At 36.9% G+C, this 12,341-nt stretch carries 10 protein-coding genes; all 10 read right to left on the reverse strand.

Features of this window, described 5'->3' with window-relative positions:
• Position 1: 1 nt before the first annotated feature.
• Positions 2 to 2,590 (reverse strand): ATP-dependent chaperone ClpB, encoded by a 2,589-nt coding sequence (clpB, locus tag G634_RS0100280; protein WP_026503605.1) that lies wholly within the window; start codon positions 2,588 to 2,590, stop codon positions 2 to 4.
• 147 nt (positions 2,591 to 2,737) lie between these two features.
• Positions 2,738 to 3,340 carry an HdeD family acid-resistance protein gene (locus G634_RS0100285; protein ID WP_026503606.1) on the reverse strand — a complete coding sequence of 201 codons (603 nt, stop codon included), beginning with the start codon at positions 3,338 to 3,340 and terminating at the stop codon, positions 2,738 to 2,740.
• A gap of 28 nt (positions 3,341 to 3,368) precedes the next feature.
• Positions 3,369 to 3,956, reverse strand: a complete 588-nt coding sequence (yihA, locus tag G634_RS0100290; RefSeq protein ID WP_026503607.1) for a ribosome biogenesis GTP-binding protein YihA/YsxC — start codon at positions 3,954 to 3,956, stop codon at positions 3,369 to 3,371.
• Positions 3,957 to 4,074: 118 nt separating this feature from the next.
• On the reverse strand, positions 4,075 to 5,343 hold the full coding sequence (clpX, locus tag G634_RS0100295; RefSeq protein ID WP_026503608.1) for an ATP-dependent Clp protease ATP-binding subunit ClpX: 1,269 nt from the start codon (positions 5,341 to 5,343) through the stop codon (positions 4,075 to 4,077).
• A 10-nt stretch (positions 5,344 to 5,353) separates the two neighbouring features.
• On the reverse strand, positions 5,354 to 5,962 hold the full coding sequence (gene clpP / locus G634_RS0100300) for an ATP-dependent Clp endopeptidase proteolytic subunit ClpP (RefSeq protein WP_026503609.1): 609 nt from the start codon (positions 5,960 to 5,962) through the stop codon (positions 5,354 to 5,356).
• Positions 5,963 to 6,155: 193 nt separating this feature from the next.
• Positions 6,156 to 7,556: a trigger factor gene (gene tig / locus G634_RS17395; RefSeq protein WP_051233583.1), complete on the reverse strand. Its 1,401-nt coding sequence runs from the start codon at positions 7,554 to 7,556 to the stop codon at positions 6,156 to 6,158.
• A 217-nt stretch (positions 7,557 to 7,773) separates the two neighbouring features.
• Positions 7,774 to 8,322: a hypothetical protein gene (locus tag G634_RS0100310; RefSeq protein ID WP_035798354.1), complete on the reverse strand. Its 549-nt coding sequence runs from the start codon at positions 8,320 to 8,322 to the stop codon at positions 7,774 to 7,776.
• A gap of 146 nt (positions 8,323 to 8,468) precedes the next feature.
• Positions 8,469 to 9,509, reverse strand: coding sequence for a LacI family DNA-binding transcriptional regulator (locus G634_RS0100315; RefSeq protein WP_026503611.1), 1,041 nt, complete (start codon positions 9,507 to 9,509; stop codon positions 8,469 to 8,471).
• Positions 9,510 to 9,535: 26 nt separating this feature from the next.
• Positions 9,536 to 11,059 carry a 4-alpha-glucanotransferase gene (gene malQ, locus G634_RS0100320; RefSeq protein ID WP_035798356.1) on the reverse strand — a complete coding sequence of 508 codons (1,524 nt, stop codon included), beginning with the start codon at positions 11,057 to 11,059 and terminating at the stop codon, positions 9,536 to 9,538.
• A gap of 72 nt (positions 11,060 to 11,131) precedes the next feature.
• The gene (locus G634_RS0100325; RefSeq protein WP_026503613.1) at positions 11,132 to 12,316 is read right to left on the reverse strand and encodes a glycosyltransferase family protein; all 1,185 of its coding nucleotides are present in this window, start codon (positions 12,314 to 12,316) and stop codon (positions 11,132 to 11,134) included.
• Positions 12,317 to 12,341 lie beyond the last annotated feature (25 nt).

A 12,341-nucleotide genomic window follows, 5' to 3' on the forward strand; every position in this document is an offset into this window, starting at 1 on the left:
CTTATTTTTCATTTATCGCTTCCGCAGTAAGCTCTCCATCTTTGACATCAAATACAATTGAATCATCCGGCTTTACTTTATCCTGCAGTATAAGCCTTGCAGACATAGTCTCGACATACTTTTGAATATATCTTTTAAGAGGTCTTGCACCATAACTTGGATCATAAGCATTTTCTACTACAAAGTGCTTTGCCTCATCTGTAAGTCTGATGCTTATTTCTCTTTCGCTAAGCCTCTTATTCAAATCAGCAACAATCAAATCTATTATGCCTGTTACATGAGTTTTAGTCAAAGGACTAAACATAATAATCTCATCAAGTCTATTTAAAAACTCTGGTCTAAAGTGACCTCTAAGTTCCTGCATTACAGCATTTTGGGCGCTTTCCTCGATAGTACCGTCTTCTTTGATTCCATCAAGAAGATTCTGAGCACCCAGGTTTGACGTCATTATAAGAATAGTATTCTTAAAATCAACAGTTCTTCCCTGTGAATCAGTTACACGTCCATCATCTAGTATCTGCAACATGATATTGAAAACATCCGGATGCGCCTTCTCTATTTCATCAAATAGCACTACTGAAAAAGGTTTTCTTCTAACTGCTTCTGTAAGCTGACCACCTTCTTCATATCCAACATATCCTGGAGGTGCTCCAATAAGTCTGGACACACTATATTTCTCCATATATTCACTCATATCGATTCGAACCATATTAGTCTCATCATCAAACAATGCTGCCGCAAGAGACTTGGCAAGTTCTGTCTTTCCGACACCGGTAGGTCCGAGAAACAGGAATGATCCAATCGGCTTATCCGGATCTTTAATTCCGGCTTTGCTTCTCATAATAGCCTCAGAAACTTTCTCAACGGCCTCATCCTGACCTATCACCCTTTTATGAAGTTCATCTGCAAGATGAAGTGTTTTATTTCTTTCACTCTCTGAAAGCTTTGCAACAGGTATGCCCGTCCACTTTGATACTATTCTTGCAATTTCATCATCTGATACTTTTTCATGCACAAGTGCATTATCACTTGTAGTCTGATTTTCTGCTGCTTCAAGCTCTTTCTGAAGTTGTGGAAGTTTTCCATACTGAAGTTCAGCTGCTTTACCCAAATCACCATTACGCTTGGCAAGTTCTATCTGAGCATTCAAAGAGTTGATTTCTTCTCTCATCTTTGCAAGGTTCTGAGCCGCATTCTTTTCATTTTGCCACTGCGCTTTCTGTGCCTGGAAAGAATCTTTGAGTTCAGCGAGTTCCTTTTGAAGATTTTCCAGCCTTTCTTTTGAAAGAGAATCCTCCTCCTTCTTCAAAGCAGTCTCTTCTATTTGCATCTGCAAAATTTTTCTATTCATTTCATCCATACTAGCAGGCATAGAATCCATTTCAGTCTTTACAAGAGCGCAAGCTTCATCTACTAGATCAATCGCCTTATCAGGCAAAAATCTATCAGAAATATATCTGTTTGACAATACAGCTGCACTTACAAGTGCATTATCCATTATTTTTACTTTATGGAAATCTTCGTATCTTTCTTTTATTCCTCTAAGAATACTAATAGTATCTTCAACTGTAGGCTCGCTTACAAGGACAGGTTGAAAACGTCGCTCTAGTGCTGCATCTTTCTCAATATACTGACGATATTCATTAAGCGTTGTTGCTCCTATACAATGAAGTTCTCCGCGAGCAAGCATCGGCTTTAACATGTTTCCAGCATCAAGAGAACCATCTGTCTTGCCTGCTCCCACAATTGTATGAAGTTCATCTATGAATAGAATGATTTCACCATCAGACTTTGCAACATCTTCCAGAACAGCTTTTAGTCTCTCCTCGAATTCTCCTCTATATTTAGCTCCTGCTACAAGAGCTCCCATATCCAATGAAAAAATTTTCTTATCTTTAAGAGACGCAGGAACATCACCATTTGCAATTCGCTGCGCAAGAGCTTCTACAACAGCTGTCTTACCTACACCAGGTTCCCCTATAAGAACCGGATTGTTCTTACTTTTTCTGGAAAGAATCTGAATAACAGTTCTAATCTCAGAATCTCTTCCTATAACCGGATCCATTTTCTGCTGTCTTGCCTTGGAAACAAGTTCTTCACCATATTTTTCCAAGGTATCATAGGTTGCCTCAGGATTGTCACTATTAACTGTTCTATTTCCTCTAACCTCTGATAAAACCTTAAGAAATGAATTTCTGTCGATTCCAAATTGTTTAAAAATATCCTTAATCTCTTTATTAGGGTTTTTGAGCATGCACAAAAAAAGATGTTCTACGGAAACAAATTCATCTCCCATAGCCTTTGCTTCATCTTCTGCACTTACCAATACTTTATTCAAATATTCGCCAATATATGGACGACCACCTTGAACCTTAGGTCTTTTTCCAATTGCCTGTTCTACCCGGCCTTTGAATGAAGAAAGGTCAATCCCCATTTTTTCTATAAGCCTTGATATCAGACTATCATCTATCTGCAATAATGAATAAAGAAGATGCTCTTGTTCTATTTCCTGATTACCAAACTCATTTGCGATTTTATCGCACCCATTGACTGCCTCAATGGATTTCTGAGTGAATTTTTGTATATTCATGGAGTACCTCCTTTTGTTTTATTTGTTCTACATCAAATATAACACATTTTATAATCCCGTCAATACGCATTTTATAAAATAAATCTAAAAAAACAGGTATTAAATAACTCGTATCTAATACCTGCTTTATAAGTTCAATTAAAAATGTTAATATTTTTTGTCTTCATCTATTATTTCTGCCTCTACATCGATTGTCTCTTTTAATGACTCTTTGTTTTTGACATATTTTCTAACTCTTGTAGAAATCCAAATATTGGATGCTCCATTATAAATCAATATTGCACCTATTACTCTAAACACTAAATTTCCTGCAAAAGTCGGATTTATAGTTACAACAAGTCCAAGGATAATCGTAACTACTGAGAACATGAGTGATAACCACCATCTGGCATAGGTTGCAGTTCTAAGGGAAAAAGTCTGTCCAGAAGCCATAAGACCATTTATCAAAACAAATAGTCCCACCATACGAAGTACTGTCTTACTAAAATCATCCGGAGTAGACATCATCCACACACCCAGCATCAATAATACAACTCCGGAAAACATATCGAACACTCCGCCAATAGTCCATGCTCTAAGTTTGATAAACGCAAGAAGGCATCCTATGCCCAGCATCAAAACAACAACACCTATAACATAAACTATTACTTCCTGAACACTTTCAGGCCATATAACAAGAACCAAGCCCAACATAATACTTATAACTGAGTTTACAACAAAATTAAGCTTGATATCTCTAATAAAATTCATGCAATGCCTCCCAAGAAACATTTTTATTTTAAATATAACTTTGAATTATTTCATATATTTCATCTCTACCCTGTTTAGTAATAGATGAATATGGTATAAGAATACCATCTGAAGGCATTCCAAATCCCTGTCGAAGGACTTTTAGTGCCTTTTGATACTGTGAACGATTAAGCTTATCTGCCTTTGTAGCAATAATAATCGGTTCATAGCCCTGATGTATAATCCATTTGTACATCTGAATATCATTTGCGCCAGGCTCATGTCTCATATCCACCAAAAGGAAAACCTGTTTCAACACATTAGAAGAATGAAGATAATTCTCTATCATTTTCCCCCATTTTTCAACTTCGCCTTTAGCTCTCTTAGCATATCCATATCCTGGCAAATCCACAAGATAAAATTCTTTGTTAACATGATAAAAATTTATTGTTTGTGTTTTTCCAGGCTCTGCGCTGGTTCTAGCAAGGGATTTACGATTCATAAGTCCGTTTATAAGTGATGACTTACCTACGTTACTCTTTCCCGCAAATGCAAACTCTGCCTGAACGTTAACAGGAAGTTTACTTGTAATACCGCATACAATTTCAAGCTCAGCGCTTTTTACCTTAAAATCCATAAAAGCTCTCCGTAATTCTGTAAATAATAATAAAAAGCGTTACACTCTGCCTATTTTCAAAGTGCAAATAATAACGCAAAGGCAGAGGATATTACACCCCTGCCTATTAATTTATAAATCATTTAGCTGTTTTAATCTTTTTTCTCTGGTCCTTGTATACCAAAAGTGGCTGACTTTCGCCCTTTACTGATGCTTTTGTAATAATACATTCCTGAATGCTATCATCGGAAGGTATTCTGTACATAACATCCATCATAGTTTTCTCCATGATAGAACGAAGCCCTCTTGCACCAGTTGCTCTCTCATAGGCCATATTTGCAATCTCTTCAACAGCATCATCTTCGAAAGTAAGCTTAACACTGTCAAGACCAAAAAGCTTCTGATACTGCTTTACAAGCGCATTCTTTGGTTCCTTGAGAATTCGAACAAGAGATTCCTTGCTAAGTCCCTCAAGAGTAACCATAATCGGAATACGACCGATAAATTCAGGAATAAGACCAAATTTTGTCAAGTCCTGAGGTGATACATTCTCAAGTATCTTTCCGATATCATGCTCTGATTTCTCTACGATTTCTGAATTGAAGCCGATAGACTTGTGATCAATTCTTGACTCAATTATCTTTTCAAGTCCGTCAAACGCTCCACCACAGATAAAGAGAATATTGCTGGTATCAATAGGAATAACTTCCTGATGAGGATGCTTTCTTCCGCCCTGAGGTGGTACAGAAGCTACAGTTCCTTCAATAATCTTAAGAAGTGCCTGCTGTACACCTTCACCAGATACATCTCTGGTGATTGATACATTCTCACCCTTTTTACCAATCTTATCTATTTCGTCAATATAGATAATTCCATACTGAGCTCTTTCAACATCATAGTCAGCAGCCTGTATAAGCTTTAAAAGAATATTCTCAACATCTTCACCTACATAACCTGCTTCGGTTAGTGTTGTTGCATCTGCAATTGCGAATGGAACGTTGATAATCTTTGCAAGTGTTTGTGCAAGGTATGTCTTACCAGAACCTGTAGGTCCAATCATACATATATTACTCTTCTGAAGCTCTACATCGTCCTCTGAAGTTTTAGGGCTTGTTACTCTCTTATAATGATTGTAAACAGAAACAGCTAAAACCTTTTTGGCTTCTTCCTGACCTATTACATACTGATCAAGGAAGTTCTTTATCTCAACCGGCTTTAAAAGATTAATATCCTTGCTGTCTTCAACTTCCTGCTCGTCATCAAATTCCTCTTCAATGATATCTGCACAAATTTCAATACACTCATCACAGATATATACTCCGCCTGGGCCAGCTATAAGTTTTTTTACCTGATCCTGTGTCTTATTACAAAAAGAACAGCGAATATCTCCAGAATTTTTACCTGCCATCAACCAACCCTCAATCTTTCTTTTCTACAGAGGAGTCACTTCTTGCTGTAACAACAGAATCGATAAGACCGAATTCCTTTGCAGCCTCTGCTGAGAGCCAGTTGTCACGTTCAGTAGCCGCTGCTACTTCTTCAATTGTTCTTCCTGTATTTGCTGCCATGATTGTATTCATCTTCTCACGAGTCTTCAAAATGTGCTTTGCAGCAATTTCGATTTCTGTAGCCTGACCCTGAGAGCCGCCAAGTGGCTGGTGAATCATAATCTCGGCATTAGGAAGTGCAAGACGTTTGCCCTTTGCACCACCAGCAAGAAGGAATGCTCCCATACTAGCTGCCATACCGATACAGATAGTAGAAACATCACACTTAATGTACTGCATTGTATCATAAATAGCCATTCCAGAAGCAATCTCTCCTCCTGGACTGTTAATATACAAATGAATATCTTTACTCGGGTCTTCTGCCTCGAGGAATAAGAGCTGTGCTACAACAACACTGGCGGAAGTTGCATTTACTTCTTCGCCAAGAAATATAATACGATCCTGCAGCAAACGAGAATAAATATCATAGGATCTCTCGCCACGGCTTGTCTGTTCAATAACATAAGGGATTAAACTCATTGATAGACCTCCAATCCACACCTTTCAGTTTTTCACACATTTATGTCTTTAGTTTACGCTTTTTAACGATTTAAATCAACCATACGATTATAAAATAACTATAAATAAACTCAAGAGGCTACCGGAAAAACACATCCGGTAGCCTCTTTTTTATTCAAAAGAATAAACTGTTGTTTATTAATCTAAATAATAATTATTCTTCTGTGCTTTCAGCTTCTTTTTTTGCAGCTGTCTTTCTTGTTCTCTTAACTGGCTTCTTCTCTTCTTCGCCATCTTCTGTCTTTGCAGAAGCTTTCTTTGTTCTTCTAGCGCTTTCCTTTGCGTTCTCTACGATAAACTCAGCTGCTTTCTGAACTTCAAGATCGCTCTTAAGCTGCTTAATCTGAGATTCGCCAAGAATCTCCTTAATCTTGTCAAGTTCCATCTTGTACTGATCTGCCATCTTCTGAAGCTCAGCATTAACTTCTTCTTCAGATGCTTCAATGTTCTCAGCCTTAGCAACTGCCTCAAGTACTAAGCGGCTCTTAATACGCTCTTCAGCCTGTGGCTTAACCTGCTCAAGCATCTTCTCTTCAGTATTTCCTGTGTACTGAAGATACTGCTGCATGTTAAGACCCTGATACTGAAGTCTCTGAGCAAAGTCATTAAGGATGCTTCTCTGCTGTGTCTCAACCATAGCTTCTGGAAGTTCCATCTCGGAATCCTCGATAAGAGCCTTAACAGCTTCATCTTCCTTAGCAGCCTTTGCAGCATCTGCCTTACGCTTCTCAAGCTTCTTCTTAACATCTTCCTTATACTCAGCAAGTGTCTCGAACTCAGAAACATTGCTAGCGAACTCATCATTAAGCTCTGGAAGCTGCTTCTCCTTGATAGCCTTTACTGTGCACTTGAATACTGCAGCCTTACTAGCAAGATCCTTTGCCTGATAATCTTCAGGGAATGTTACATTAACTTCTACTTCCTTGCCGATTTCAGCACCAACGAGCTGATCTTCGAAGCCAGGAATGAAAGCACCAGAACCAATTGTAAGAGGATAATCTGTTCCCTTACCACCATCGAATTCCTTGCCATCTACAGAACCTACGAAGTCAAGAGTGATCTGATCGTCCATCTTAACTGCACGGTCTGTAACATCAACAACACGAGCATTCTTGTTAAGCTCTGTCTTAATCTCGTTATCAATATCTTCATCAGTTACGTCAAGATCCTGCTTAGAAACCTTGATTCCCTTGTACTTTCCAAGGCTAACTGGTGGCTTTAATGCGACTTCAGCTGTAAAGATGAAAGGCTTTCCAGACTCAATCTGAGTTACTGCAATCTTAGGGCTGGATACTACTTCCTCACCGCACTCTTCAACTGCATTTGGATACTCATTGTTAATAAGTTCGTTTGCAGCATCTTCATAGAATACCTCTACACCATACTGCTTCTCAATCATCTTACGAGGAGCTTTTCCCTTACGGAAACCTGGAAGCTGGATACGATTTTTGTTCTTATTATATGCATTATTAATAGCCTCTTCGAGTTTCTCAGCAGAAACCTCGATAGTAAGCTTTGCCATGCTCTTTTCCAACTTTTCAACCTGTACGCTCATTTCTGAAATAATCCTCCTTAAATATATGTTCATTCCTTTACACCGTGTACTGCTCTGCAGAATTCCGTCCGCAAAGCCAGACGGCAATTATTCTAATAGATAAACACAGCCATTTATGCATTGTAGCATATTTGTCAAGATTTTTCCATAAATTTTTTTCCATTCAAAAGGCGGAAATCAAAGGTTGTACGAATAATCCTTAATTTCCGCCTTTTTATTATAGTGAAAAAAGTTTTTTTATTTCGTCTTTACTACACCTAGACATAAATGCATTGCTATATTTTTTCTGACCTGTTACTTCTTCAAGGAACCAATCAGCTTTTATATAGTTATCCGCATCCTCTACCGTTGGAAATTCAACCTCTGCAAAGCATATTCCTTCTAAATCTTTCTCAAAAATATCCAATTCTATCTTGACTTCTCTTTTTTCAATCTTTTCCTTTAAAGATTTGTTTTTATCAAGATAATCTTTGGAAAAGGCATTTTCATTCAACGGAATAAGCACTCTTTTTTTTGAGATTACTATTCCATCAGCTTTTTCAAGAAGGTGTGTATAAGACTTTTCATCTAGGAAAAGATTATACTCTTCCTTAACCATAACTCCGTTTACTCCTTTGTAGGTCATATAAAAAGAGTCGTCTTCACGCCTTACTCTTATAGCCGGATGTACATTAAGATATGCTTGTTCTATAAGATGATACGGATATTTCTCAACATCCTTTGGTAAGTGCTTTATCGTAAATTTTTTTTCAATCTCAATTCCCATAATGATAATCCTAAATCTTTTATCGTGTTAATTTTTCCCGCATAATAGCTAGAACAGTCTTTTTGCTTTATCTGTGTATAAACTAGATTGCAAAATGATTAAAGAACAACATTTTGTGAATTTCAACAGCTAACAAAAAATGATTCCTACAAAAAATTTTGCGTTGATTCACCTTCTATTAGTTTTCCTTTAAAAACCACATGCTGATGCTGTTTTTTTCCTTCTATTATATCGAAAAGAAGAGTAATCGTTTCGCCTGCTATAAGTTCTCTAGGTTGCTGCATAGTTGTCAGTCTTGGAATAAGATAATTATCCATATCAAGACCATCAAAACCGGCTATGCTTATATCTTCCGGTATCCTCTTTCCAGCATCCTTAAGGGCACGCATAGCTCCAAGTGCGAGTGAGTCCGATACACAAAAAATAGCTGTGAACTCATCATCTTTATCTAGTAGTTTTTGGGTCGCTTTATAACCGTTTTCCATGGAATAAAGGTTCTCTACTTTATCAACAAGGCATATTCTTTCTTCTTTTTCCGGAATACCTGCTGCCTTTAATGCATCCAGATATCCTTCAAGTCTTTTATAACCTATTGATAATTTTTTTTCATCACCTTCGGCAATGATAGCTATTTTTCTATGTCCTTTTGATATAAGGTACTGAACCATATTGTAGCTTTCAATTCTGTCATCTACAGCAAGCGATGAATAACTTGAACGATTTATGCTTCCCTCAACAGGATTACCTGTTGCCGCAAATACTACAGGGACGCTTAATTTTTTTAATTTTGTAGCTTGATGAAAACAGTTTCCACCCAAGAACACTATTCCTCGAAGCCTTTTTTCTTTTTCAAGTGCAACTGCAACATCCGCTTCATTTTCTCCGTCACCAACGTGCCTAAGTACGAGCGCATATCCATTTTTCTTCGTTTCTTCCTCTATGATAGATATCATCGGTGCAAAGAACGGGTTTGTTATACCCTTTATTAAAACAGCTATGCATTTGGCATCGGTTCGTTTCAAATTTCTAGCACTATTATTTGGAACATAACCTGTTTGGCGGATAACTTTCATTATCTTTTTTTTCGTTTCAGGATTAATATCATCATGATCATTTAACGCTCTTGAAACTGTACTTACGCCTACGCCGCATTTTTTTGCAATTTCAACAATTGTCATATGTGGCATTACTTACCTGTTTCCTTTCATTTATGTCATTTTCTTCCATAAAGTGCTGACATATCTTTTATCCTTGCTGCTAGCTCATCAGTCAAAGCATCACTTTTCATTCTCCACTGCCAGTTATTTCCAAGTGTAGATGGGGTATTGATTCTAGCTTCATCACCAAGATTCAAATAATCCTGCATCGGAATAACTGCTGTATCTGCGACAGAACTAAGTGCACTTCTTATAAACTGCCATGCAATATCTTTTGTTGTATGAATATCAAGATATTTCCTGGCAAATTTTCTATCAGCTACAGGGCAACTCTCATACCATCCTCTAGTAGTTTCATTATCATGCGTTCCTGTATAAACTATACAGTTCTTTGGATAATTGTGCGGAAGGTAATCGCTCTCTTCTCTAGAATCAAATGCAAACTGCAAAATCTTCATTCCAGGGAATCCTGTTCTTTTCACTAATTTTATAACAGATGGAGTAAGAAATCCAAGATCTTCTGCTATAACTCTAAGATCACCAAGTTTTTCTTTCATAGCTTTAAACAAATCATATCCAGGTCCTTTTTCCCAATGACCAAACTCTGCAGTAGGGTCACCATAAGGAATCGAATAGTATTCATCAAATCCTCTGAAATGGTCAATTCTAACCACATCATATAGTTTATAGCAGTGCTTTATTCTCTTCATCCACCACTCATAACCTGTCTTTTTATGATACTCCCAGCGATAAAGAGGATTTCCCCAAAGCTGCCCGGTAGCAGAAAAAGCATCTGGAGGGCATCCTGCAACTGCAACAGGAAGATTATTCTCATCAAATTGGAAAAGATCTGGATTTGCCCATGTATCTGCACTGTCAAATGCAACATAAATAGGAATATCACCAATTATCTCTATTCCATTTTTATTAGCATAGGCTTTTAATTTTCTCCACTGTCTATCGAATTCGAACTGCTGCCACTTATAAAAACCTATTTCATCATCATATTTGTCACTAAGATCTTCTAATGTTTTACTATCACGAAGTCTTTCTGCATCTGGCCACTTACTATAGCTTTGTCCGTCATGTGCATTCTTTAATGCCATAAAAAGTGCATAATCATCAAGCCACCAGGCATTTTCTTTGATAAAAGATGCATACTCCCTAATATATGATGCATCACCGCTTACGTTTCCTTTTTGTGAAATTCCGGAGTTAACATAAGCCTTCTCTAATACTTTAAATCTGCTATTATATATCTTCTCATAATCAACATATTCATTATTTTTTCCAAAAGAATATGATTCAATATCTTCTTTTGTCAATAGTCCTTCATCTATTAATATGTCTAAATCTATAAAATATGGATTCCCTGCATATGTAGAAAATGACTGATATGGAGAATCACCATAGCTTGTAGGACCAAGTGGCAAAATCTGCCAATAACTTTGGCCTGCCTTTTTCAAAAAATCAACAAAATCTTCAGCTGCCTTTCCAAATGTTCCAATTCCATAATTTGAAGGAAGGCTTGATATCGGCATTAAAATTCCTGCTCTACGAACCTGTTTTTTCTTTGGCATAAAAAACCTCCTAATCTGATTACCGGAAACGTTACCGGTCTACTAATACTTTATCATACAAGCTTTTTATCTTCAAGAATTATTCGCATTTAATATAAATGGCAATAGATTTCTGTAATCAAAATACCTGCAGGCCTTTGTCTGTCCGTTTAAAGCTATTTGTTTTCTTTCATCCTCATGATTAAGATAATATTCAATAAGCTCACCAATTTCTTCCGGAGTATGCGCAACAACAAGGTCTTGTCCATCCACAAAATAATCATCAAGTTCTTCTTGCCAGGTCGTTACAAGGAATCCTCCAGCGCCTAGAACATCCATTATTCTTAGTGACAATCCTGTCCTTATAGAACGCATAGAAAGATTTAAATTTATTTTACTGGTGCAAAAAACATGTGGCATTTTCACCATATAATCAGCTTGTCCTAAGTCATATACATGTTCAAGGGTGGGGCCTTTTGCTTTGGTATACATATCTACTTTGAATCTTTGACCAAGATCTTCCAATATCATTTTTCGTTCATCTTTAGTACATTTCTTTTTTAAAATATCTCTTATCAAAGTATCTCTATCAAAATTATAATTACCACCAAGCTCAAAGCGCATGTATTTTGCCATCTGATTAATGATGTCTTTTGATAAAACCTGCTCATTTCCTATAAAATCCACATCGTAGGTATGCCTTTGCATGGCAATTGTTCCTTCTATAATTCCTTTTAATTCATCCGGCATATGACTTGCTGCAAAATCATAAAAATTGAATTCATTATCATATAAATTTCCTAGAAAAGTCACATCATGCTCATATACAATCCCGCCGTCAAATAATTTATCTGAAATATCTTTCAGCCTTTTAGCGTTTATTCCTAGTGGAGAATAGTGTATTGTTTTTATATTCTTTGCCATATACTCTTTGCATAGATCTTTGTCAAAAAGCCATATACTATTTTCATTATTTTCAACCTCTTTTGAAGCCAACGGGAAATGAGGTGAATCAAAAACCCATGAAACATATCTGACTTTCTGTCGATGACAGACTCTTGATATTATTGGAAAAAAATTCCAGGTAAAAACAAGATCTATTTTTTTGCCGTTTTTCTTGGTTAATATGGCAGCTTCAAGCGCATTTTCGAAATTCTCATCTTCGTCAAGTTTGTTCCAGGGACAACGAAACTCTATTACATCTTCTCCGAGTTCACGCAAGACCATTCTGCAGTCTTCTCCTGTAAACTCATTCCATACATAGTATAGTATTTGCATATTCACCTTCTATTTCAAAAGTTAC

It is taken from the genome of Butyrivibrio sp. NC3005 (genome assembly GCF_000424545.1).
Classification (GTDB): Bacteria; Bacillota; Clostridia; order Lachnospirales; family Lachnospiraceae; genus Butyrivibrio.

What these genes read in the sequence shown, in the direction of transcription:
- clpB (WP_026503605.1), bottom strand. Translation starts at nt 2,590, where the DNA reads ATGAATATACAAAAATTCACTCAGAAATCCATTGAGGCAGTCAATGGG.
- clpX (WP_026503608.1), bottom strand. Translation starts at nt 5,343, where the DNA reads ATGGCAGGTAAAAATTCTGGAGATATTCGCTGTTCTTTTTGTAATAAG.
- malQ (WP_035798356.1), bottom strand. Translation starts at nt 11,059, where the DNA reads ATGCCAAAGAAAAAACAGGTTCGTAGAGCAGGAATTTTAATGCCGATA.
- G634_RS0100315 (WP_026503611.1), bottom strand. Translation starts at nt 9,509, where the DNA reads ATGCCACATATGACAATTGTTGAAATTGCAAAAAAATGCGGCGTAGGC.
- tig (WP_051233583.1), bottom strand. Translation starts at nt 7,556, where the DNA reads ATGAGCGTACAGGTTGAAAAGTTGGAAAAGAGCATGGCAAAGCTTACT.
- G634_RS0100310 (WP_035798354.1), bottom strand. Translation starts at nt 8,322, where the DNA reads ATGGGAATTGAGATTGAAAAAAAATTTACGATAAAGCACTTACCAAAG.
- G634_RS0100285 (WP_026503606.1), bottom strand. Translation starts at nt 3,340, where the DNA reads ATGAATTTTATTAGAGATATCAAGCTTAATTTTGTTGTAAACTCAGTT.
- yihA (WP_026503607.1), bottom strand. Translation starts at nt 3,956, where the DNA reads ATGGATTTTAAGGTAAAAAGCGCTGAGCTTGAAATTGTATGCGGTATT.
- G634_RS0100325 (WP_026503613.1), bottom strand. Translation starts at nt 12,316, where the DNA reads ATGCAAATACTATACTATGTATGGAATGAGTTTACAGGAGAAGACTGC.
- clpP (WP_026503609.1), bottom strand. Translation starts at nt 5,962, where the DNA reads ATGAGTTTAATCCCTTATGTTATTGAACAGACAAGCCGTGGCGAGAGA.